Source organism: Methylobacterium sp. Leaf106 (assembly GCF_001422895.1).
Classification (GTDB): Bacteria; Pseudomonadota; Alphaproteobacteria; order Rhizobiales; family Beijerinckiaceae; genus Methylobacterium; species Methylobacterium bullatum.
Window position 1 is genome coordinate 43081 of record NZ_LMNB01000007.1, and the last position, 23253, is coordinate 66333.

Consider the following 23253-nt stretch of genomic DNA (forward strand, 5'->3'; position numbering starts at 1 on the left):
GCCGATCGAACCACGACTGCATCGGACCAGACTCGTCGACAGGATTCCGTGCAGGTTGTGCCGAGTGCGTGAAAACCGGTCCGGGACCAGGCACGAACGAGAAAAGGCCCCGTTTCGGGGGCCTTTGTTCTCTCGACCATTCCACTGAAAGAGGAATGGTGGGCGCGACAGGGATCGAACCTGTGACCCCTACCATGTCAAGGTAGTGCTCTCCCGCTGAGCTACGCGCCCCGGCTGAAGCGTTTCCGCTGCAGCGAGGAGCGGCGTATAGCTTTGGGTCGGAACGGGCGTCAAGGGCCTTTCGTCCGGAAAGAGCCTGTTCCGGTCGCGCAAGCCCGCTTTCTCCGATGGCGCCGCCTCCTCCCACGAGGCCTGGGACGCGGCTGTCATGTTGCGCTGCGGCGACAAGGGGTGGAGTAGACGGCAGGCTCGGCACGTGGTTGATTTTCACGGCCGGCTCAAGATCGGTTAGATACTTGATGGGTTATGATTTCGGCAGAAAATTAAACGATCATATCGGACAATTTTATTCATAAATTCAAATTTATACCTGTAATAGGTGAAATTCATAATAAGTTATGTTTCTTGAAATACATGTTAAAAGAAAGATTCTGCTTGAGGTAAGCGCGGTGGTGTCATGAATTTTTCATCTTGATCGATCCATCCCAGTTCTATGATGTGATTGTTTCAATCGATGTAATGTCGCGGCTATTTTGCAGATGATCGATCTGGTCCGTATGCTTCTGGCGGGATCGATGATTGGAATGTTCTATCGCTAACGTATGTGATGCAGGGTGTGTGATTTATATCAACCCTCGAGACTGCCCGTATCTTGATGTCTGCCTGGCCTCCGTGCTGCAGCAAAGCTGCCATGGGTTGGACACGGTTCCGGCTGCATATTATGCATCACAGGGTCGCCGGTCCGTTGCGAGTGCGAGACGGTGGTTTCCTCGATCAAGAGCGTGTGCGAATCGAACGTGATCAAACGTACAGACATAGCGATCGTCGGCCGTTCGTGCCGGTTGCCCGGCGCTGCCAGCGTCGACGGCCTCTGGCAGCTCCTGAGCGAAGGACGATGCGCCGTTGGCCGCATCCCTGAGGATCGCTGGTCGCTGGAGCGGTTCGGTCATCCGCGCGCTCAGGAGCGCGGCAAGAGCTACACGTGGTCGGCGGGCGTTCTCGACGACATCTGGTCGTTCGACCCCGGCGTGTTCGGCATCTCGCCGCGCGAGGCCGAGCAGATGGACCCGCAGCAACGGCTCCTGCTCGAACTGACCTGGGAGGCCCTGGAGGATGCGGGTTTGCGTCCCTCCGCCGTGGCGGGGTCGCAGATCGGCGTGTTCGTGGGCGCCTCGTCCCTCGATTACGGCAACCTGCGCGTCCTCGATACGTCATCGGGCGATGCCTATGCGGCGACCGGCAACACGCTCTCGATCCTGTCCAACCGGATCTCCTATATCTACGACCTGAAGGGGCCGAGCTTTACCGTCGATACGGCCTGTTCCTCCTCCCTCGTGGCGCTCGATGCCGCCGTCGCGGCGATCGCTAGCGGCCGGATCGACACGGCGGTCGTGGCGGGTGTGAACCTGCTCGCGAGCCCGTTCAACTTCATCTGTTTCTCCAACGCGCAGATGCTGTCGCGCACCGGGCTCTGCCAGGCCTTCTCGGCCAATGCCGACGGCTATGTCCGGTCCGAGGGCGGCGTCGTTCTCGTGCTGAAATCGGCGCGTCAGGCGGCCCGCGACGGCGATACCGTGCGCGGCGTCATCGCGGCGAGCGGCGTGAATTCCGACGGCCGGACCACCGGCATCTCCCTGCCCTCCGGCTACGCACAGGGTGCCCTGCTCGAACAGGTCTACCGCGAGGCGGAGATCGATTTCGACGCGGTTGCCTTCGTGGAGGCGCACGGCACCGGCACGGCGGTGGGCGATCCGATCGAGGCCGGCGCCATCGGCGGGAAGATCGGCCGGCCCCGCAAGGAGCCGCTGCCGATCGGCTCGATCAAGAGCAACATCGGCCATACCGAGCCGGTCTCGGGGCTCGCCGGCCTGCTCAAGGCGAGTCTCGCCCTGGAGCACGATCTGCTGCCGCCCTCGCTTCACGCGGCCGAACTCAATCCCGACATCCCCTTCAACAAGCTCAATCTCTCGGTGGTCACCGCGCCGTTGGCGATCCCGCGTGGCCGCGGCGAGCGTTTCGCCGGCGTCAACTCGTTCGGCTTCGGCGGCACCAACGCCCATATCGTCCTCACCGACGGGGCGCCGGCCACCGCCGCGAGCGATGCCGGGCGCCCGCCCGAATTGCTGCTTCTTTCGGCCCAGAGCCGTGCGGCCCTCAACGAACTCGCCCTCGACTACGCCGAGCGGTTCGAGCAGGCCGATGGCGCCCAGACCGTGCGCATCGCCGCCGCCGCCGCCCATCGGCGCGAGCGCCTGTCCACCCGCCTCGCCATGCCCCTCGACGCCGACCTGCCCGCCACCTTGCGCGCGGTCGCCGATGCCGAGGAGACCGACATTGCCCGCGTCGGCACTGCCGTGGACCGCAATGCGGAGGTCGCCTTCGTCTATTCCGGCAACGGCAGCCAATGGGTCGGGATGGGCCGCGAGGCGTATGAGCGCAGCGCCACCTTCCAATCCGCCTTCGACCGGATCGACGTCCTGTTCGCCGAGATCTCGGGCTGGTCGCTGAAGGAAGCCCTGTTCGCCGAGGACCTCGCCGAGCGCATGGTCCTCACCCGGGTGTCGCAGCCCCTGATCTTCGCGATCTCCAGCGCCTCGACCACGGCCCTGAAGGCCGCCGGCCTCGTCCCCTCCTTCGTCCTCGGCCACAGCGTCGGCGAGATCGCGGCCGCCGAGGGAGCCGGCATCCTGAGCCTGGAACAGGCGGTGAAGGTCATCTTCTACCGCAGCCAGCATCAGGAGACGACGCGGGGTCTGGGCACCATGGCGGTGCTGCTGGCGCCCGTCGAGGAGATCGAGATCTTCCTCAAGGATTATCCGAGCCTCGACATCGCGGCCTACAACAGCCCGAAGGCCGTCACCGTGGCGGGCCCCGTCGCCGATATCGACGCGGCCATGAAGGCGCTGGCGCGCAAGCGCCGCCGTGGCCGCAAGCTCGACCTCGCCTATCCCTTCCACGGCCGGCTGATGAACCCGACCGAGAAGCCGCTGCTGCGCGATCTCGCCGGGCTCACGCCTCATCCCGGCGCTATCGCCATGGTGTCCACCGTGACCGGCACGGTGCTCCCCGGGGGGGAGTTCGACGCCGGCTATTGGTGGCGCAACATCCGCGAGCCGGTGCGCTTCTCCGATGCGGTCCAGGAGGCGACCCGCAAGGGTGCCCGGATCTTCGTCGAGGTCGGTCCGCGTGCGACCCTGCTGCCGCATATCGGCGACTGCATCGAGCCCCTCGGTATCGAGAACGCCACGGTGGGCGTTCTCACCAACAAGCCCGTCGGCAGCGACCCCTTCGCCCGCGCCCTGGCCTCGGCCCTCGTCCACGGTGCCGCCGTCGACGAGGCGGTGGTCTTCGGCGAGAACCCGAAGGGCGACGTCGCCCTGCCGTCGTATCCGTGGCAGCGCCGGCCCTTCCGCCTGTCCGAGACATCGGAAGGCGTCGGTGCGGCGACCGCCCGTGTCTATCACCCGCTCTACGGTTCCCGGTTGTCGCCGGACGGGCTCGAATGGCTCGGCCATGTGGACATCGCCACGGTGCCCGATCTCGACGATCACCGCATCGACGGCCAGGCGATCCTGCCGGGTGCGGCCTTCATCGAGATGGCGCTGGGCGTCGCCCGCGAAGCCATGCGCAGCGACGACGTCGTGCTGGCCGAGTTCGAGATCCTGTCGCCGATGGTCTTCGCCGAGGAGGCACTTCGCGAGGTCGCCGTTCGGCTCTCCGGCAGCGGTAATCAGATCCAGATCCTGAGCCGGCCGCGCCTGACCCAGGCAGGCTGGCAGCTGCACGCCTCCGCCAAGGTCGTGGACGGCACCTTCGCCGCCCGGCCGCGGCAGGACATCGACATCCCGGCCGAGAACGCCGTCGAGGGCGCCGGGCTCTATCGCCTCGCCGCCGCCTCCGGCCTCGATTTCGGGCCGAGCTTCCGACAGGTCGCCCTCAGCGCACGCGTGGACGAGACGACCATCGTCTCCCAATTGAAGCCGGCAGAGGCCGATCTCCGGTTCGGCCTCGTGCCGGCGCGGCTGGACGCCTGTTTCCACGGCCTGATCCTCCTCTTCGCCGACCTGATGGGCGAGGGCTCGACCAAGGCCTACGTTCCGGTGCGCTTCGGCGAAATCAGGCTGATCCGGCCGGGCGCGGTCATCGCGCGGGCGATGATCCGCACCCGGCGCTGCAACGAGCGCAGCATCCTGGCCGACTTCACCCTGGTGGACGAGGCGGGCGAGGTGATCGCCACCCTGCGCGAAGGCCGCTTCCAGGCCCTGCGCACCAAGTCCGGTCAGGATCTCGCCGCCTATGCCATCGCCCAGCGGTCCGAACTCGCCACCGAACCCACCGCGATCCCCCTCGACCGGCGTGCCCGCATCGCCGATGCCGTCCGGCCCGGCATCAAGGCGGCCCTCGCCCCGGCGGATGCGGCCCTCTCGCCGGGCCATCTCCTCCTCGAAGGCTGGGCCACCTCGCTGGCCTACCGCATGGCCGAGGGGCTGCAGCGCTCGGGCACCGTTGCCATCGACGAGCGTGTGCCGGAGGCGATGCGGCCCTGGCTGCTGAACGCCCTCTACGCCCTCGAGAGCAGCGGGCTCGCCACCCTCGACGGAACGCGCTGGACCCTGCGCAAGGATGTCACCCTGCCCGCGCCCGACGAAATCATGCGCTGGATCGCGGCCGACCATCCCGAACTCTCCGCCGAGCTGGTGCTCACCGCGGATCTCGGCGCCGTGGTCGCCCGCCTCGTGGCCGGTGAACTCGCCAGTCCGCCGACCCTGTCGCAGAACGCCCTCGACGCCTTCGTCCTGCGCAGCGCCACCGCCCGCGCATCGTCCGACGTCATCGCGGCGATCTGCGAGGGAGCACGAGCGGACCTGCCGAAGGACCGCTCGCTGCGCCTTCTCCAGGTCGGGTTCGGGCCGCTCTCAGCGCAGGCCGCCGCCATCGCCGACGACATCGCCGCCCAGCTCACCGTGTTCGAGACCGATCGGCGCCTCGCCGAGCGCGCCCGCCTCGCCCTGCCCCGCGGCGTCACCGTGATCGAGGACGAAACCGACCTGACTGAGGGCGGCTTCGACGCGATCCTGGCGAGCAACGTCTTGCACCGATCCGAGCGCGGTCTCCTCGGCAAGGTCGCCGACGCCCTCGCCACCGGCGGGTTCCTCCTGGCGGTGGAACCGGGTGCGTCGCTGTTCCGCGACCTCGTCTTCGGCCTGATGCCGGATTGGTTCGAGAGCGTGGACGGCATGCCGCTGGGTCGCCTCGACGACATCACCGGCTGGCAGCGTTCGCTCAGCGATACCGGCCTCGTGCGCATCGCCGTCGACCGGGCCGCCTCGGCCAATGGCGACGATCTCCTCTTCCTCGCCGAGGCGCCGGTGCGGGCCAAGGCCGCCACCGGCCAGACCTTCACCTTCATCATCGGATCGCGGGATTCTTTCGCCGCCGAAACCGCTTCCTCGCTGGCGACGCTCCTCGTCGCCGCCGGCGTCCACGTCTCGATCATCCTCGATTCCGAGCAGTCCCTGCTCGAACTCGAACGGGAGACCCCCGACACGGTGGTGTTCCTCGCCGGGGCCTTCGGTTCCGGCGGTGAGGCAGCAGACCGGCTGCGCGAGCGCTGCCTCGGCCTCAAGCGCTGTGTCGAGCATCTCGGGACGCGGCAGACCCGTCTCTGGGTCGTCTGTCCCGGCGCGACGCGCCATGACGGGGCGGGCGCGGTAGAAGCCGGTCTCTGGGCCTTCACCCGCACCCTCGCCAACGAGGTGGCGAATCTCGACATCCGCCGCATCGACCTCACCGAGGCGATGCCGACCAAGATCGCCTCCGAGCGCCTGCGCGACGTGATCCTGTCGGGCACTCCCGAGACGGAGATCGTCCTCGACGTCGATGCCACCCGCGTGATCCGGTTCTCGCCGGGGCAGCTCTCGCGCCGCCCTGCCGTCGATGCGGTGCCCGCGCCGGCCGCGCAGCTGGAGCGCAGCGCCACGGGAGGTCTCAACGACATGCGTTGGGGGCCAGCCGAGCGGCGCACTCCCGGACGCGGCGAGGTCGAGATCGCCGTAGAGGCCACCGGCCTCAATTTCCGCGACGTGCTCTGGGCATTGTCGATGCTTCCCGAGGAGATCCTCGAGGACGGCTTCGCCGGACCGCGCTTGGGTCTCGAAGTCGCCGGCCGTGTGGTTTCGGTAGGCAAGGGCGCCGCGGCGTTCAAGGTCGGCGATCGCGTCGTCGCTTTCGCCCAGTCGGGCTTCTCGACTCACATCGTCGTGCCCGAACTCGTCGTGGCGCCGAGCCCTCCCGGCCTCGACCCGCAGGCGGCGGCGACCGTGCCGGTCGCCTTCCTCACGGCCTATTACAGCCTCGTCAGCTGCGCCCGCCTGCGGCGCGGCGAGTGGGTGCTGGTCCATGGCGGCGCCGGAGGCGTCGGTCTTGCCGCCCTGCAGATCGCCAAGCTGAAGGGCGCGCGCGTCATCGCTACCGCCGGCTCGCGCGAAAAGCGGGCGCTCGTGAAGGCGCTGGGGGCCGAGCACGTCCTCGATTCGCGCTCGCTGGCCTTCGTCGACGAGGTTCGCCGCATCACCGGCGATGGCGTCGGCGTGGTGCTGAACAGCCTGTTCGGCGAGGCGATGGAACGCAGCCTGAACTGCCTGAAGCCGTTCGGCCGCTTCATCGAACTGGGTAAGCGCGACTACGTCGCCAACACCCATATCGGCCTGCGGCCGTTCCGCCGGAACCTGTCGTATTTCGGCGTCGACCTCGATCAGGTGCTCCAGCACCAGGGTGAGGACGGGGCGCGTCTGTTCCGCGAAGTGATGGCCCTGTTCACGGAAGGCGGTCTCAAGCCCCTGCCGTTCCAGCCCTTCACCGCCGACGAGGTCTCGGACGCGTTCCGGCTGATGCAGCAATCCGGGCATGTGGGGAAGATCGTCATCGCCCCGCCGAAGCCGGGCAGCATCGTGGTCGAGCGCAAGTCCGATTTCCGGGTCTCGGCGGAGGGCGTGCACGTCATCACCGGCGGGCTCGGCGGCTTCGGCATCGAGGCGGCCCGGTGGCTCGCCGACCGGGGAGCCCGTCACCTCGTGCTCGTCGGGCGAAAGGGCGCATCGAGTCCGGAAGCCAAGCAGGTGGTGGCCGATCTCGCGGTCCGCGGCGTCAGCGTCGCCGCGATGGCCTGCGACATCACCAGCCGCCGGGCGGTGGACGACCTCGTCGAGGAGGTCGAAAGCGGCGGCCGCAAGCTCGCCGGCGTGATCCACGGGGCGATGGTGCTGCAGGACGGCCTCATCGCCAATCTCGACGCCGCTTCCCTCGACGCGGTGATCCGCCCGAAAGTCGTCGGGGCCGAGCATCTCGACGCCGCGACGCGGGGCCGGTCGCTCGATTATTTCGTCCTGTTCTCGTCGGCCACGACCTTCATCGGCAATCCGGGCCAGGGCGCCTATGTCGCTGCCAACGGTTTCATGGAGGGCCTCGCCCGTCGTCGCCGCGCGCTGGGACTGCCCGCCCTCGCGGTCGCCTGGGGCGCCATCGGCGATGTCGGCGTGCTCGCCCGCAACCGCGCGGTGATGGAGACCCTGGCGGGCCGTGTCGGCGTGACGCCGATGGACGCCCGCCGCTCCCTCGACCTCATGGCCGAGGCCCTGGAGGGGCAAGGCTCGTCACCCGACGATGCCGTTCTCGCCATCGCCTCGATGCACTGGGGTAAGGCGCGCGAGCGTCTCGCCACCATGCGCTCCCCGAGCTACGGCGATCTCGGCTCGGACCAGCAGGCGGAAGCCGGCACGGTGGCCACCATCGATATCGGCGGCCTGCTCAAGAGCCAGGACCTCGATGCCGTGCGCAAGACCGTCTCCGACGCCATCGTCGAGGACATCGCCCGCATCCTGCGCCTGCCCAAGGACGATATCAGCCGCGTGCGCCATCTCTCCGAGATCGGCCTCGATTCGCTGATGGGCGTGGAACTGGGCGCCAGCCTGCAGGAGCGCTTCGCCCTCGACGCGCCGCCTTCGGGCATCTCCTCGGGATTGACCGTGGTCGAATTGGCGGAGACCCTGATCCAGTCCGTGGCCGCCCCCGTGGACGACGCGTCGGCGGCGGTGATGAGCCTGGCCCAGCGCCATGCCAGCGAGGGCGTCGACGTGCGCACCCTCGAGCCGTTCCACGAGCTCGTCGAGCAGAACAGCCTCCAGATCAAAGAAATCCTGCCGTAAAGGAGGGCTGGCCCGAGCCAGCCCTCGTGATCCGCAACCGGAAGACCCTATCCGTATGTCCAACCCACCCCGTCCCGACGGTGGCCGCGCGGCACTCGCGGGCTTCGTCACCAATCGCCTTGGCCGCAACGCCAGCCGTCAGGCCGCCCCGCGCCCGGAGGCGAAGACGACGGACGCCTCGGTGCAGAAGTTCGAGTCCCTGCCCGGCTACCGGGAATTGCGGCTTCAGCGTTCGGCCGCCGACCTGATCGGCCTCGGCAATCCGTTCTTCCGGGTCCACGAGACCAAGGCCGGCGCCACCACGCGCATCGCCGGCAAGGGCTTCATCAATTTCTCGTCCTACGATTACCTCGGGCTCAACGGGCACCCGGATGTGAGCGAGGCGGCGCGCCGCGCCATCGACGAGTACGGCACGTCGGCCTCGGCGAGCCGGATCGTCGCGGGCGAGCGGCCCGGACATCTCAGCCTCGAACAGGCGCTGGCCGAGCATTACGAGACGGAAGCCTGCGTGGTGATGGTGAGCGGGCACGCCACCAACGTCACGACCATCGGCGCCCTGCTCGAACCCGGCGACGTGATCTTCCACGACGCCTTGAGCCACAACAGCATCGTCACCGGGGCGCAACTCTCGGGCGCCCAGCGCCGCTCCTTCGCCCATAACGATCTCGACGCCCTGGAGACCCTGCTCGGTGCCACCCGCCACGAGCACCGCCGTGCGCTGATCGTGGTGGAGGGTCTCTACAGCATGGACGGCGATGCGCCGGATCTCGCCGGCCTCATCGCCCTGAAGCAGCGCTACGACGCCTGGTTGATGGTGGACGACGCCCATGGACTCGGCGTCCTCGGCCGGAGCGGGATCGGCCTCGCCGAGCATTGCGACGTCGATCCGCGCCTCGTCGACATCTGGATGGGCACGCTGTCGAAGACCCTGTCCTCCTGCGGCGGCTACATCGCCGGGCCGGCCGCGCTGATCGAGTATCTCAAATGCACCGCTGGCGGCTTCATCTACAGCGTCGGCTTGTCTCCGCCGCTGGCCGCCGCCGCCGAAGCCTCACTCGCCCTGATGCATGCGGAGCCGCACCGGGTCGAGCGCCTGCGCCAGAACGGCCACCTGTTCCTGTCCTGCGCCAGGAAGCACGGGCTCGATACCGGCACGAGCCTCGGCCTCGCCGTCATTCCCGTCATCGTCGGGGATTCGCTGAAATCGGTGACCCTGTCGGACCGCCTGTACAAGCGCGGCATCAACGTGCAGCCGATCATCCACCCGGCGGTGCCCGAGCGCTCGTCGCGCCTGCGCTTCTTCATCACCTCCGAGCATACGCCCGAGCAGATTCGCGAGACCGTGGCGGCCGTGGCCGAGGAACTCGCCGAGATCGAGAAGGGCGGCTCGCTGATCGAGCAGCTCATGGCCAAGCGCGGCAAGCCCTGAGAGCATCCTGCCCGGCTCCGCCGGGCAGACGGCGCGGCATCGCCCGCAATGAGTGAGATCCTGAGGCCGGCACCATCGGCCGGATGGCGCGGCGCAGAAGCCCCCGTATCGCGAGGGCCGCGCGTATCGGTCGAGCGATCCGCCGTCCTGCCCCTACGGGGCTCACCCTTCAGAAAGCGCCGCCCACGCGGACGCCGGTGGTGATCGGCTGGGACGCCGCGGCGAAGACCGAGAGGACCTTCTTGACCTCGGTGAACGGCGCGTTCGAGACGTAGATCATGTCGCGGTTGCGCATGCGGAAGGCCTGGGTGAGGAACAGGCTGTTGGGGTCGCGCATGTCGAAGCGATAGACCACCGGCACGAGCGGCGTGCCGAGGAGCGGGCTTCCGGGCTTCAGGCGGCGCACCACCGGGGCGGGCTCGAAGCGGAACAGGAAGGTTCCGGTGGGGTCGGCATCGGCGTCGCTCTGGCCGCGCGCCTTGGCCAGCGCCTGCGCCAGGGTGATGCCCTCGGCCTGGAACGGAATCTCGTTGGAGGTGCCCAGTGCTCCGATGGCCAGGAAGGTCTGGGGATCGCGCACCAGGGTGAGGTTGTCGTTGGGGCGCAGGTAGATGTTCTCTTTGGGGTTCGACACCACGGTGGTCAGCGGCACCGTTGCCGTCCTGCCGTTGCGCGACAGGCGCACGAAGGTCTCGCTGACCGGGGCTTTCACGCCGCCGGCCGTGGCGATGACATCGAGGATGCGATCGCCCTGGGTGCCGAGCGGGACGCGGGCGCCGCCCACCGCCTCACCCCCGACGGTGACGGATTGCGAGACMGGCCGGSTCACGGTGACGATSACCTGMGGCTGGATCGCCTTGCCGGCGAGCTCGGTCTCGATCAGCGCCTGGACGTCCTGGGCACGGCGCCCCGCGACTTTGATCCGGCCGGCATAGGGCACCGAGATGGCTCTCGCGATTGCGCTTGAGCCGATGAAGCCGGAGCCGCAGCAGGCGGCAAAGCCTTGTCCCAGGCACGGCTCGGGGGTCATTCGCATTCCCGGNTGGATCGCCTTGCCGGCGAGCTCGGTCTCGATCAGCGCCTGGACGTCCTGGGCACGGCGCCCCGCGACTTTGATCCGGCCGGCATAGGGCACCGAGATGGCCCCGTCCCGCGAGACGATCTGCTCGGGCAGCTGCGCCGCCTTCGAGCCCGCGGACATCGAGTTGACCGTGAGCGGACCGGAATAGAGGCCCCCCGAGCCAGCTTCGAACACCGAAACGGCGACAGCGTCACCGATCCCGATCACCGGTTCCGAGGGCATGCGTCCGTCACCGAACGAGGACAGCAGGCTGTCGAGGGGGCGTCCGCGCAAGGCCTCCACCACGGCGGAGTTCACCTCGATGAACTCGTAGCGGGCGAAGGTCCCCTCGCTCGTCGCCTGATCGCTTCCTTCCACCACGGCCGAGGTCGACGGACCGGCGGCGGGCAGGAAGGCGTTGCAGCCCGACACCGTGACGGCGATGGCGATGGCCAGCGTGGCTTTGGGTAACATCGAACTCTCCTCAGACCCGCCCCCACGACGAGTGTCTTGTCGGATCACGTGTCGGTCGGCGGATACGAACCGTCCGTCAGCGCCGGTCTCGGTCGCCAGCCGTGCCGGCCGGTGCGAGGCCGGTCGTCACGAACGGTCCACTCTTGATAGCGCCAAATCTCTTCGATCGTTTAACGATCGTTCCACTATCCCATTGTCGGAACGATGCGCGGGTCCGCCTCGGTCACGTTCGTGTCAGCACGATGGTGAGGCGATAGCCGATCCCGGTCGCTCTGCCGATCACCCCTTGATGAGGGACCGGAGGAAACGGCCGAGCTCGGGGGCGGTGGAATCGACCCGCTGTGGACCGTCACGGAAGGTCCCGAACCCGAAAACGGCATAGTCCGTGGTCGTGTCGCCGAAGCCCGGCCGGCAGGTGGGCAGGGACGGGGCGTGATCGCCATAGACGCAGAGGATCGCATCGCGCCCCTCGAGGCCGGCGATCAGGGTCTCCATGGCCCGGCCGGTATGGGCGACGTGGTGGAGATACTGCGCCAGCGGATCGTCGATGCCGTTGAGCCGGCCGGGCTTCCAGGGCCCATGGTTCTCCATGGTCACGGCGAAGACGAAGACGGGTGTCGTCGCTGCCTCGACCTCCGCGAGGATGCGCGCCGCCAGGGCCTCGTCGCCGATATACGGCCCGATGCGCGGGGCACCGGCAAAATCCTCCTCCATCACGAGGCGCGCGAAGCCGAACCGCCGCATCACCTCGGCACGATGGAAGAAATCGCGGTGGAAGGGATGCACGAAGACGGTCGCGTATCCCGCCCGCGACGCCCGCCGGGCGATGCTCGCCGGCTCGTCGCCGCCGTTGCTGAGGTAGGGATCGTAGCGCCCGAACCCGAGGCTGTCGGGCTCTCTCCCGGTGAGCACCGCATGTTCCGTCCGCATCGTGTAGGCGCCGTGCGCCGGGACCGTCAGCCGGCCGTGGCGCGAGGCGCGGGTCCGGATCGTCTCCATCAAGGGAATGTCCGGTCCGCCGAGCCGGGTCGGGTCGATGAAGGATTCGAGCTGAACTATCACCACCACCGGTGCCGCACCGGATTGCCCGAGCGAGACGTCGTCGGTGGACTCCGGCGGCGGTGGTTCGCGTCTCCAACGCAGGGCATAGGCGATGATCGTGGCCGGCAGCCCGTAGCGCGCGCAATCCGCGTCGAGATCGGGCCGGGGAAACCGGGCGGCGAGCCACTGCGCCGGACGTCCGGTGCCAAGCGCGGAGGCCAGTCCGACGAGGAGGCATGGCAAGCCGATGAGGGCGACGAGGGCGACTCTCGGCTCTTCGGGCAGCGCCGTGGGCTCGATCCAGTACCACAGGGCGACGACGACGAGACTTACCCCGAGGGGGATGGCCATGCGCGGGTCTGTGAGCGGCCGCGTATAGTAGAGGTCTGGATGGCGCGGCACCTGCCGCAGCAGGGCGAAATCGCTGAAGACCAGCGGCTCGCCGATCACTGCCTGTTTCAACCGGCTGACGACGACGAGGATCGCGACGGTGAGAAGGCAGGAGAAGGCCGCGAGCCAGGGGCGCCACGAGAAGCAGAACCAGAAAGCCGTGAGCAGCGCATAGCCGGCAAGGCGCAGGGCCAGTTCGGCGGGACGACGGCCGATGGGCCGACGACCCGCACCGTCCCACGCCTCGATGGCGAGGGAGCCGATCAGTGCCATGGCGAGAGCGGCGGGGATCGTCATGCCTTGTCGCCACCTTTGCCGATCCCCCGCCGTGCCCGGATCAGGCGGACGATGGGGTTCAGCACGGCGTAGCGCAGGCGCATGACGATCTGTGCCCGGCGGCTGAGGGCGAGCTTCGATGGCGCCGCCGCTTCGCGGCTCTCGCTCAGCCGGTCGAGGAGCTGTTCGGGCGTGCACGGCTTCATCGCCACGGGGTCGAGATAGAGCGGGTAGACGAGGAGCGCGCCTGCCACGAGTTCGTCGAGGGCGAGCCGCCGGCCCTTGTCGGCGCCGGGCGCGAGGTCTTCGGTCAGCCCCCAGCCGGCGTAGAAGGGGCGGCCATGGACCGCCACGCTCAAGCCCCGGATCAGGGCCTCGAACCCTGCGAGCGAGGTCATCGTCTCCACATGGTGCGCCCGGTCGAGGAGATCGACGATGGAGAGGCCGGCCACGATCCTGTCGGCCAGGGCCAGAACTTCGGCCTCCGGGATCGCGCCCGGCCGGAACCCGGCCTCCACGTCGGGATGCGGCTTGTAGAGGAGGAAGTCCGTCGGATTGCGGGCGCGGGCCGCGCGCAGGAGTTCGAGATTCGAGCGGACATGCGGCGAGCCGTGCCGTACCGAGGCATCGTCCTCGACCTGGCCCGGCACCAGCACGATGCGCCGGTCCTCGGGCCAACACGATGCGTCTCCGGAAAGGCCGACATTGTATTTCGTCAGGCGCCGTTCCACCACGAGTCGGCGCAGGGCCGACGCCCGGGCCACGAGTTCGGGCGGAAAATCCTCGGTCTTGAGGATGCGCGTGAGGCGGCTCTCGGTGCGGGGATCGTAATAGATGCCGCTGTCGTCCACCACGATGGAGGCGCCGGGCTGCAGGCTCGCCCCGAGGCCGACGGACCGCAGGAACCCATCCTCGATCCGCGCGAGGGGAATGCCCTGTTCCGCGCAGAGCGCCGGCAGTCGTTCAGGCATCCGCGTCGCCCAGGCGAGGATGCGGGCATTTCCGGCCCTGGCCTTCGCCACGGCATCCTCGGCGTTCATGGCATGGACGGGCTTGCCGGACGGGCCGCCGACGAAGACATCGAGGGCCGGCCGCTTCCAGCGCGAGATGCCGACGAGGACGGTGGGGCGGGAATTGTCCCGGAACCGGCCTTCCAGCCATGCCACCTTGTCCCGGCATTCCCCGAGCGAAATCGGTCTCCGCGTCCATGGGTCGAATGCGTGGATCCCGGCCTCTCCCCCGAACGGCGCGCCGTCGAGCGTCAGACGCAGGGTCGACAGTCCCGCCGCCGGCGAATCGTAGGGGCTGAGCAGGGGGCCCGGTTCGACGGTGAGAATCGCGCGACCGGCAAGCCGCAGGCTCGACGCCGTGAGGCCGCCCCGGCCCCAGACCACGCCGATCGTTCCCGGCGTCCAGCCCCGGCCGAAACGGAGGCCCGTCACGGATTCGATCTCAGCCCGCAGGGCCCGGACGGGCCGGCTCGCGGCGAGCAGCGAGCCTGTCGCTATCGATGCGGCCGAGGCAGATGGCGTCGAAAGATGGGGCAACGGCAATCGCTGATCCGGTTCGGGAGGGGCACCCATACGACGATCCGCGCCCTCAGGCGATCCGATCTCGCCTCGCGACGGGCCATCGGTGTCGGGGTTCGACGGGGTCGACAAGGCGCCTTGTTGCCGACACATCACGCCCCCAGGAATTCCATCGACGGGGCCGTGCTACGCAATTGCCGCGTTGCACCATTCGTGCGATGAGGGCGACGTACGTGCCCATTCGACACGCCCGCCTAGGGCGCAGGAGCAAGCACTTCCGCATGTTGCCGACACGCGTAGACATCACGCGCGAGAGGCCGGCGACCTTCCTGTTTCTGCAGGGGATCGCCTCGCCGTTCTTCGCCGATCTGGGCCAGGCGCTGCTCAAGCGCGGCCATCAGGTGCGACGTATCAATTTCTCCTCGGGCGACTGGTTGTTCTGGCGCCTCGGCTCGGACAATTACCGCGGCCCCCGCGAGGGCTGGGACGCCTACATCGCCGACTACATCGTCCAGCACGGCGTGACGGATATCGTCCTGTTCGGCGATTGCCGTCCTTATCATGTCGCCGCGCGCGAAGCAGCCGAGCCCTTCGGCATCCGCATCCATGTGTTCGAAGAAGGTTACCTGCGGCCGAACTGGATCACGTGTGAGCTCGGCGGCGTCAACGGCCATTCCTCGCTGCCCCGCTGTGCGGACGAGATCCGCGCCATCGCCCGCCGCCTGCCGCGGCCCGGTCGCGCGATGCCGGCGAGCGGCGACATGGCCCGCCGCAGCCTTTGGGACGTGGCCTACAACATCGCCAATATCGGGTTTCCCTACTTCTTCCCGCATTTCCGTAGCCATCGGCCGATTCATGTGGCGGCCGAATATGTGGGTTGGATCAAGAAGTTCGCCGGCCGGAGCCGCACGCGGCGCCAGGCACGGGAGCTCAACGAGATCTATGCGGCGCGCAAGGAGGAGTACTTCCTGCTGCCGCTGCAACTCGACAGCGACTATCAGATCCGTGTCCACTCGCCCTTCCTCGGGGTCGAAGGGTTCATGGATCGCGTCATCGCATCCTTTGCCGCCCATGCGTCCGAGAGCTCGAGACTGCTGATCAAGCTCCACCCGCTCGACAGTGGACTGGTGAACTGGCGCAAGCACGCCCGTAACTCCGCCCGGCGCCACGGTGTGGACGAGCGGCTCGATTTCATCGATGGCGGCGACCTGCCCAAGCTCATCGCCGGCAGCCGGGGCGTGGTGCTCGTGAACAGCACAGTCGGGATGCTGTCCCTCGAACTCGGACGTCCGACCGTCGCCGCGGGCGAGGCGATCTACAACCTGCCCGGCCTGACCCATCAGGGCGGCCTCGACACGTTCTGGACGAGGCCCGAAGCGCCGGACATGACGCTGATGGGGGATTTCCGCCGTGTCGTCCTTCACCGGACCCAGGTGAATGGCGGCTTCTTCTCCCGCCCGTCCATCGACCGGGCCGTGGCCGGCAGCGTCCTGCGGCTGGAATCCAGGCTTCCGGCCCCGGCCCTGGCGGCGGCACAGGCGATCCGCGAACGCTCGACGAGAACCCCGGAACTCGCTCCCGTCTACTGAGCGATCGCCGCGCCTCGGTTCATTGCGGGTAGGCCGCTGCGTCCCGTTATCGGTACGGCATGATCTCCTCCCAGAGCGGGTTCCCGTTTGCCGGAATGATGCTCTAGAACAGGCCCATGCCCGTCATCCTCATCACCGGTGCCTCGAGCGGTATCGGCGCGGCCCTTGCCCGGCATTACGCCGCGCCCGGCACACACCTCGTTCTCAATGCGCGCGGCATCGATAGGCTGAATGCCGTCGCCGCCGCGTGCCGCGATCTCGGCGCAACCGTGTCGACCCGTTCCCTCGACGTGCGCGACAGGCCGGCCGTGGCCGAATGGCTGCGCGAAACCCACGCGGCCGCGCCCCTCGATCTCGTCATCGTCAATGCCGGCATCAATGGCGGCCATCCCGGCGGAGAGATCGAGACCGAGGCGATGGCGTTCGAGACCGTGGACGTGAATCTCAACGGTGCCCTGAACGTCGCCCTGCCCTGCGTCACCCTGATGCTGGCGCGTGGCAGCGGCCAGATCGCCCTGGTCTCGTCGCTCGCCGCCTTCGCGCCCCTGCCCGACGCTCCGGCCTATAGCGGCACCAAGGCGGCACTGCTCGCGCATGGCCTGGCCTTGCGCGCCAAGCTCGCCCCCCGAGGCGTCAAGATGAACGTGGTGACGCCCGGCTATGTGAAGACCACCATGGGCGGGGATTACGAGGGCTGGCGCCCGATGGAGATGAGCGCCGAGGAGGCGGCCGCCCGCATCGCGCGCGGCCTCGCGCGCGATCTCGACATCATCGCCTTTCCCGAGCCCCTCGCCTCCCTGGCGCGCGGATCGGCCCTGCTGCCGGAGGGCCTGCGCCGCCGCTCCATGCGCGGCTTCCGGTTCAAGGTCGGACGCAACAAACGATGACCCGCCCGCGCATCGCCCTGTTCGTGCTGGAGGCCCTGCCGAATGCCCGTGCCGTACGCCGGTTCGTGCGGGATCACGCCGAGGATATCGCTTTTGTCGGCCTGTCGAATGCCGAGCGTCCGAGTTCCGGCGGCTTAAGTGGTCAGGTCCGGCGACACATCGCCCGCTCCGGCCCGGCCTTCCTGCCTTATCTCGCGGTGAATTTCGGCCTGCCCGATCTGCTGGCTCCGGCATCGGGTCTGCTGAGGCGCTTGACCGGGGCCGGAGACGCGACCACGGCGACGCCGCTCAAGGCGTTGTGCCGAACGCTCGGTATTCCGACCCTGCGGATCGACGACGTCAACGGACCGGACGCGGCCCGGGCCTTCGAGGCCCATGCTCCGGATCTCATCGTCGCGTTTCATTTCGACCAGATCTTTTCCGCCGCGACCCTGTCGCTGGCGCCGCTCGGGGGACTCAACCTCCATCCCGGCCTGCTGCCGCGCCATCGCGGGCCGGTGCCGACGATCCACGCTCTGGCGGAAGAGAATCCCGCCTTCGGAGTCACGATCCATCGCCTGACGCCCGCTATCGACGCGGGGGCGATCCTCGCGCAGGAAGCATCGGACCTGCCGTCCGGCACCACCGCCACCCGTGCCGCGATCCTGCTGCACGAGCGGGGGCGCATCCTCCTCGACCGGGTGCTGGACGAGATCGCATCCGAAACGCTGAAGGAGGGGATCACGCCGGAGCCCCTGCCCTATTGCCACTTCCCGGACCGCGCCCTGCTCACGCGTCTGGCCAGCCAAGGGCGAAAGCTCATCGACAGCGCCGACTTGCGGGCTGCGCTGGGCGTGAATGCGAAGGCCTGAGTACGTGTCGCAAACAGATCGCGCGGGCGGCTTCGCTGGACTGGTCGGCCGATAGGCTGCGCGACCTATCGAACGGCTGGAGAAACGGTCTCGAACGACCGCCATCGCCATTGGGCTACACCCGGGCCGGCACGGCGGCATCATTGCCTTGTTTCCAAACGAACATGGCCCGATCCGGAGGATCGAGCCATGTCGTTGACCGTCGAATTGGCTTGCCGGGGGCGCGGTGCGCTCCGGCGGGCGGTGACTTCAGAGGCCGCCGAACTTGTAGTTGAAGCCGGCCTTGATCAGGTTGCCCTCGGTGCTGAACCGCGAGGTGTAGGAACCGGTGGAGGGAGCGCCGAGGCCCGTGTTGTTCACCAGCACGTTGCGGCTGCCGAGATCGTAATGCAGGTACTCGGCCTTCAGCGTGATGGCGCTGGCGCCGATGAAGCTGCCGATGAAGTTGAACCGGTTGAGGAAGCTGTCGGTGGGGATCGCCCACTCGATGCCGCCGCCATAGGCGTAACCGGTCTCCATGTCGTTGTAGCGGCCGGCATAGGCCAGAGCGCCGGCGCCGTTGAAGAAGTTGGCGCCGTAATTGACGTTGCCATAGGCGAAGCCGCCGGTGCCGTAGACCAGGACCGTGTCGAAAGCGTAGCCGATTCGGCCCTGGACGGTGCCGAGATAGTCGAGGCGCTGGCGCAGGTTAGCGGGATTGAGGGGGCCTCCCACAGTGCTGCTGGGGCCGAAATAGGCGTAGCTCTTGCTGATGTCCGTCCAGGTCACGTCGGCATTGACGCCGAGGACGAAGCCCGAACCGGGGGTGAGCTGGTAGTTGTAGCCGATGCCGCCACCGACATTGCCGATGCCGTCCTGCTCGGAGCGGAAGGTGCCGGGACGACGGTCCAGGCGCACGTTCTCGCGCGTGTTGAACTCGTTGCCGGTGGTGCGGATCGTCTGATTGTCGCTCCAGGCGTAGGAGCTATGGGTGCCGAGGTAGAAGCCGGTCCAGGTGAAGACCGGGACGGGCGAGAAGACCGGCGGGGGGGCGGCGCGGCGCGGAAGATCCGCGGCCGAAGCGGCGCCGGCCAGAAGAACGGAGGCGGTGCCGGCGAGAAGAAGCTTCGCGATCATGATGAGGATGTCCGTGGGGGCTGACCTTGAGGTCAAATTAGCCCCTCCCCCACGGCTCGCCTATGACCCGCGAGCCACACCCTAACGTAGAAACGAGCGTCGTCGGCCGATCTCCGTCGATACGGTGGCGGCGCCCCTCAGAAATTTCGTTCGGCGGAGCGAAAATCCGAAGACATCGAGATCGGTAACGTTTCGATCATCTTTGCCTTAACGCTGGGCCTCCTGCCAAAATCGTGCCGGTCTATGCGAAGGCCGGGCGAAGTTCTGGAGGATGGCCTGGCAAGAACGATGCCGCTACCCACTCGATCCGGTGCGGCATCGTTGCCTCGGCCTCTCGCCCCGCCATGGGCCGGCCATACGAAAACGGCCCGGTCTTGGACCGGGCCGCGTCGTCAGCGCGAGAACTTCTTGTACTTGATCTTCTTCGGCATCAGGGAATCGGCGCCGAGGCGGCGCTTCTTGTCCTCCTCGTAATCCGAGAAGTTGCCCTCGAACCATTCCACGTGGCTCTCGCCCTCGAAGGCGAGGATGTGGGTCGCGATGCGGTTCAGGAACCAGCGATCGTGGCTGATGATCACGGCGCAGCCGGCATAATCCTCCAGCGCCTCTTCGAGCGCCCGCAGGGTCTCCATGTCGAGGTCGTTGGTGGGCTCGTCGAGGAGCAGCACGTTGGCGCCGCCCTTGAGCGTGCGGGCCAGGTGCACGCGGTTACGCTCACCGCCCGACAGCGTGCCGACCTTCTTCTGCTGGTCGGAACCCTTGAAGGCGAAGGCCGCGCAATAGGCGCGGGAATTGATCTCGCGCTTGTTGAAATAGATGATGTCGTTGCCGCCCGAGACCTCCTGCCAGACCGTTGCGCCTGGATCGAGGGCGTCGCGCGACTGGTCGACATAGCCGAGATGCACGGTCTCGCCGACGGAGATGGTGCCGCCGTCGGGCTTCTCCTGGCCGGTGATCATCTTGAACAACGTGGTCTTGCCGGCGCCGTTCGGCCCGATGACGCCGACGATGCCGCCAGGCGGCAGCTTGAACGACAGGTCCTCGATCAGCAGCCGGTCGCCGAACGCCTTGTTGAGGTGGTCGAACTCGATGACGTTGTTGCCGAGCCGCTCGTCGATGGGGATGACGATCTGGGCCGAAGCGTCGATCTTGTCGTTCTGCTTGGCCACCAACTCGTCGTAGCGGGTGATGCGGGCCTTCGACTTCGACTGGCGCGCCTTGGGCGAGGCCGAGATCCATTCCTGCTCGCGGTTGATGGCGCGCTGGCGGGCCATGTCCTCGCGGCCTTCCTGGGCGAGGCGCTTCTGCTTCTGGATCAGCCAGGCCGAGTAGTTGCCCTCGTAGGGGTAGCCGCGGGTGCGGTCGAGCTCGAGGATCCAGCCAGTGACGTTGTCGAGGAAGTAGCGATCGTGGGTCACGATCAGGATCGCGCCGGGATATTGCTTCAGGTGGCCTTCGAGCCAGTTCACCGTCTCGGCGTCGAGATGGTTGGTGGGCTCGTCGAGGAGCAGCAGTTCCGGCTCCCAGAGCAGCAGCTTGCAGAGCGCAACGCGGCGGCGCTCGCCGCCCGACAGGGTGGCGACGGGCTGCTCGTCGCTGGGGCAGCCCAGCGCCTCCATGGCCTGATCGACCTTCGAGTCGAGTTCCCACAGGTCCTTGGCTTCGATCTGGTCCTGGAGGGCAGTCATCTCGTCCGCCGTCTCCTCGGAATAGTTCATCGCGAGTTCGTTGTAGCGGTCGAGCAGCGCCTGCTTCTCGGCGACGCCCTCCATCACGTTCTCGCGCACCGACTTGTTCGGATCGAGCTGCGGCTCCTGCGGGAGGTAGCCGACGCGGGCGCCCTGGGCGACGAAGCCCTCGCCGGTCCACTCGGTGTCGATCCCGGCCATGATCTTGAGCAGGGTCGACTTGCCCGAGCCGTTGATGCCGAGCACGCCGATCTTGGCGTCCGGATAGAACGACAGGTTGACGTTGTCTAAGATCTTCTTGCCGCCGGTATAGGTCTTGGTGAGACCCTTCATGTGGTAGATGAATTCGCGCGCCATGAGCGTCCGGTATCCTTGACTGTTGCGGGGCGGCTTGGCGCGGGGGCGCTGGATCGGCCGCCGGAAATGGCGTGGGTGGGCCTTGCCGCGGAGGTCGCGCGCCATGAAAAGCGGCGCGCGTTGCTCCGGCCTGCCCGGGCCGTCCCGCGTGCGGCGGCGTCGAACGGCGGCGAGCCGTCCTCGAAACCGCACCGCGTCGGACGATGGCTGGAAGTATCAGGGCGGCGGGTCAGCGGCAAGAACGGGTATGCTGCGGGAGCGGGCGACGGCCGCTCTTTCCGAGCCCGCCCCGTCGTCGGATCACGCGAACGGGTTCTCGACCGTCCGCGAGTTCGATGCGGCGCGCGGCGCCTCGTCCGGCAGGTCGCTGGCTTCGAGCACGGCCACGATCGCGTCGGCGACCGCCTTGAGCTTGCGTGCGCGATCCAGTCCCATCCTGTCGCGCGGCAGGTCGAGGCTGCCGTGAACGGCGATCGACCCCGACCCGTTCTCCACGGAGAGCCCCCCGATGGTCTCCACGGTGGCGTCGTCCGCGAAGGGCGTGAAGGTCGAGGGAGTCGCCTCCGTCTCGGCAGTCTTCTTCATGTCCGTCTTCCCCGCATCGTCAGAAGATCGACCTCAGCACCTCGCGGAGGAGGCGCCGCGCGATGCGGTGAAGCGCTGCGAGCGCCCATTCGCCAAATCCCGGTTCCTCGCGCATGCGCCCTTTCGGACGCTCGCCGGCCGTGTCGCCCCTGGAATAGGTGTGCGGCTCGGGCAGGTCCATCGACGTCGCGACGAGGCCGGGAAAGACGTCGATGCCCGACAGGGTGGTCAGTTCGCCGAGGGGGACCGACCGCCATTCCGCATCGGCCCGGTTCGCCACGAGATAGGCCGCCGCCTCCCTCCGCCCGGGATCGTAGACCGCCTTGAATAGGGATGTCGGCACGAGGACGCGGCCGTCGAGGGAATCGATGGTGCTGCCCGCATAGATCGTCCCGGTGACCACGAAGAGGCGACCCCGCGCGACCGCGAGGCGGCGGACGCTCTCCTCGATCGCCGCCCACAGGCCCCTGTTCAGGGTACGATCCTGGGGCACGACATTGGCGAGACTGAACGATTCGGCCTGCGCCGCCGCGCTCGGCATATCTCCGGCCGGCGCCATGTGGCCTCGGTCGAACCCGCTCCGGACGTAATCGTCGAGCCGGGCGCGGACGGAATTCGGCAGGCGGTCCTCCTCGTGGAAGGAATCCGTCCGGTCGACGGTCCGCGCTTTGGCGACGCTCGCCCGCGTCAGGAGTTCGGAAGCGTAGACGGGGGTGCGCGACACGCCCGAATGCAGCACCGCGAAGGCTTCGTAGCAAAGGCTCGTCGTCTCGCGGGCGAGCTTACGGTTGACGAGGACCGGCTCCTGTCCGTTCGCGAAGATCGAGGCGCAGGCAAACCCCGCCTCGCCCTCGCTCGCCGGCCACGCCAGCCCGACGAGGAGGAGGCATGCCGCAGCCGAGCGCCGCCCGTTCCGCCGAACCGGAATGCTCAATGGCAGATCCGCACCTTGCGCGTGCCCGAGGGCGTCGGCCGCCAGCGATAGGCGCAGGGCCGGCCGAGTGTGCCGCCGAACGGCTCGACCCGGCGGTCGGGTTGCGGCGACGAGCCGGGATTCCGGCAGCCGTCGAGCCTGTCGCAGGGCAGCCTCAATTCGAGGACGGGCGCCGGGATCGAGAGCGGCGAGGCCACTAAGGGTTCAGGACAAAGCGTCACACAGGCCAGGAGCCCCATCGACAGTAGTGCGGACAGGCGGCGAAAGCAGTTCATCTCGGCTCGCAGCGAAGTCGTCGATGGCGGAAAAGCCATTCTTCGACATTGATCGATCGGCCGCAAATCCTTAACTCCCGTGGCCGTTCGAACGCTCAAAAGCTTGGGAAGCGGTCAGCGGCTCTGCAACGTCGGCGTGGTATTGACCGATAGTGGCGTTATAGTGCGCGACGACCTCGCGGCGCGGAACGTTGTCATCACCAGGATCGTCGGCCCCTGCCCGAAGCCGATAGCGGCAGGTGGGGCGCCCTGTCGATCCGATATCAGATTCAAAGAAGTGAGTGAGCCATTGTCACGGATAGAAACCTCGATCCTCGACGGGCTTGACGAGACGTCTGCTCTTCGCGCGCTTCCCGAGAGCCAGCTTCAGGCGGTGGCGGACGCTGTG

Annotated in this window: 13 protein-coding genes, 1 tRNA gene and 1 pseudogene; 5 read left to right on the plus strand and 10 right to left on the minus strand. The window is 67.8% G+C overall.

Annotated elements, in window-relative coordinates; genetic code table 11:
• Window positions 1–156: 156 nt before the first annotated feature.
• Window positions 157–231 (minus strand) — tRNA-Val (locus ASF34_RS06955).
• A gap of 746 nt (window positions 232–977) precedes the next feature.
• On the opposite strand from ASF34_RS06955, the gene ASF34_RS06960 reads away from it, so the two are divergent.
• Together ASF34_RS06960 and ASF34_RS06965 are read left to right on the plus strand one after the other, a co-directional pair.
• Window positions 978–8384 carry a type I polyketide synthase gene (locus tag ASF34_RS06960; protein WP_156465655.1) on the plus strand — a complete coding sequence of 2469 codons (7407 nt, stop codon included), beginning with the start codon at window positions 978–980 and terminating at the stop codon, window positions 8382–8384.
• A gap of 55 nt (window positions 8385–8439) precedes the next feature.
• Window positions 8440–9813, plus strand: a complete 1374-nt coding sequence (locus ASF34_RS06965; RefSeq protein WP_018044375.1) for an aminotransferase class I/II-fold pyridoxal phosphate-dependent enzyme — start codon at window positions 8440–8442, stop codon at window positions 9811–9813.
• 169 nt (window positions 9814–9982) lie between these two features.
• Here ASF34_RS06965 and ASF34_RS23230 read toward each other — a convergent pair.
• The 4 genes and pseudogenes from ASF34_RS23230 to ASF34_RS06980 form a co-directional block, all read right to left on the minus strand.
• On the minus strand, window positions 9983–10855 hold an 873-nt coding region (locus ASF34_RS23230), incomplete at its 5' end, for a polysaccharide biosynthesis/export family protein (RefSeq protein WP_210166712.1).
• A gap of 1 nt (window position 10856) precedes the next feature.
• Window positions 10857–11347 (minus strand): annotated as a pseudogene (locus ASF34_RS23375) (polysaccharide biosynthesis/export family protein); the annotation flags it as partial.
• Between the two features lie 279 nt (window positions 11348–11626).
• Entirely contained in the window at window positions 11627–13075 is a 1449-nt protein-coding gene (locus ASF34_RS06975; protein ID WP_056160060.1) for an LTA synthase family protein, read from the minus strand.
• The gene (locus ASF34_RS06980) at window positions 13072–14496 is read right to left on the minus strand and encodes a capsular polysaccharide export protein, LipB/KpsS family (RefSeq protein WP_244478924.1); all 1425 of its coding nucleotides are present in this window, start codon (window positions 14494–14496) and stop codon (window positions 13072–13074) included. Before ASF34_RS06980 ends, ASF34_RS06975 begins: the two co-directional genes overlap by 4 nt.
• A 368-nt stretch (window positions 14497–14864) precedes the next feature.
• Between ASF34_RS06980 and ASF34_RS06985 the strand changes: the two genes are divergently transcribed.
• From ASF34_RS06985 to ASF34_RS06995, 3 genes are all read left to right on the plus strand, one after another.
• Window positions 14865–16172 carry a capsule biosynthesis protein gene (locus ASF34_RS06985; protein ID WP_056160065.1) on the plus strand — a complete coding sequence of 436 codons (1308 nt, stop codon included), beginning with the start codon at window positions 14865–14867 and terminating at the stop codon, window positions 16170–16172.
• A gap of 116 nt (window positions 16173–16288) precedes the next feature.
• Entirely contained in the window at window positions 16289–17059 is a 771-nt protein-coding gene (locus ASF34_RS06990; protein ID WP_018044379.1) for an SDR family NAD(P)-dependent oxidoreductase, read from the plus strand.
• On the plus strand, window positions 17056–17910 hold the full coding sequence (locus ASF34_RS06995; protein ID WP_056160068.1) for a formyltransferase family protein: 855 nt from the start codon (window positions 17056–17058) through the stop codon (window positions 17908–17910). The genes ASF34_RS06990 and ASF34_RS06995 overlap by 4 nt, the downstream gene beginning before the upstream one ends.
• Before the next feature lie 249 nt (window positions 17911–18159).
• On the opposite strand, the gene ASF34_RS07000 is transcribed toward ASF34_RS06995, so the two are convergent.
• From ASF34_RS07000 to ASF34_RS07020, 5 genes are all read right to left on the minus strand, one after another.
• Complete coding sequence (locus ASF34_RS07000) at window positions 18160–19026, minus strand: outer membrane protein (RefSeq protein ID WP_056160071.1); 867 nt, start codon at window positions 19024–19026, stop codon at window positions 18160–18162.
• A gap of 392 nt (window positions 19027–19418) precedes the next feature.
• Window positions 19419–21071 (minus strand): energy-dependent translational throttle protein EttA, encoded by a 1653-nt coding sequence (gene ettA, locus ASF34_RS07005; protein ID WP_056160096.1) that lies wholly within the window; start codon window positions 21069–21071, stop codon window positions 19419–19421.
• Between the two features lie 300 nt (window positions 21072–21371).
• A complete protein-coding gene (locus tag ASF34_RS07010; RefSeq protein WP_056160074.1) occupies window positions 21372–21656 on the minus strand; it encodes a hypothetical protein in 285 nt (94 codons plus the stop codon).
• Between the two features lie 19 nt (window positions 21657–21675).
• A complete protein-coding gene (locus tag ASF34_RS07015; protein WP_056160077.1) occupies window positions 21676–22590 on the minus strand; it encodes a DNA/RNA non-specific endonuclease in 915 nt (304 codons plus the stop codon).
• Window positions 22587–22787 (minus strand): hypothetical protein, encoded by a 201-nt coding sequence (locus ASF34_RS07020; protein WP_056160080.1) that lies wholly within the window; start codon window positions 22785–22787, stop codon window positions 22587–22589. Before ASF34_RS07020 ends, ASF34_RS07015 begins: the two co-directional genes overlap by 4 nt.
• Window positions 22788–23253: the final 466 nt, after the last annotated feature.

Excerpts from the sequence above, each read along its gene's own strand:
- ASF34_RS06985 (WP_056160065.1), top strand. The coding sequence starts at position 14,865 with ATGTTGCCGACACGCGTAGACATCACGCGCGAGAGGCCGGCGACCTTC.
- ASF34_RS06990 (WP_018044379.1), top strand. The coding sequence starts at position 16,289 with ATGCCCGTCATCCTCATCACCGGTGCCTCGAGCGGTATCGGCGCGGCC.
- ASF34_RS07000 (WP_056160071.1), bottom strand. The coding sequence starts at position 19,026 with ATGATCGCGAAGCTTCTTCTCGCCGGCACCGCCTCCGTTCTTCTGGCC.
- ASF34_RS06995 (WP_056160068.1), top strand. The coding sequence starts at position 17,056 with ATGACCCGCCCGCGCATCGCCCTGTTCGTGCTGGAGGCCCTGCCGAAT.
- ASF34_RS06975 (WP_056160060.1), bottom strand. The coding sequence starts at position 13,075 with ATGACGATCCCCGCCGCTCTCGCCATGGCACTGATCGGCTCCCTCGCC.
- ASF34_RS06965 (WP_018044375.1), top strand. The coding sequence starts at position 8,440 with ATGTCCAACCCACCCCGTCCCGACGGTGGCCGCGCGGCACTCGCGGGC.
- ettA (WP_056160096.1), bottom strand. The coding sequence starts at position 21,071 with ATGGCGCGCGAATTCATCTACCACATGAAGGGTCTCACCAAGACCTAT.
- ASF34_RS07010 (WP_056160074.1), bottom strand. The coding sequence starts at position 21,656 with ATGAAGAAGACTGCCGAGACGGAGGCGACTCCCTCGACCTTCACGCCC.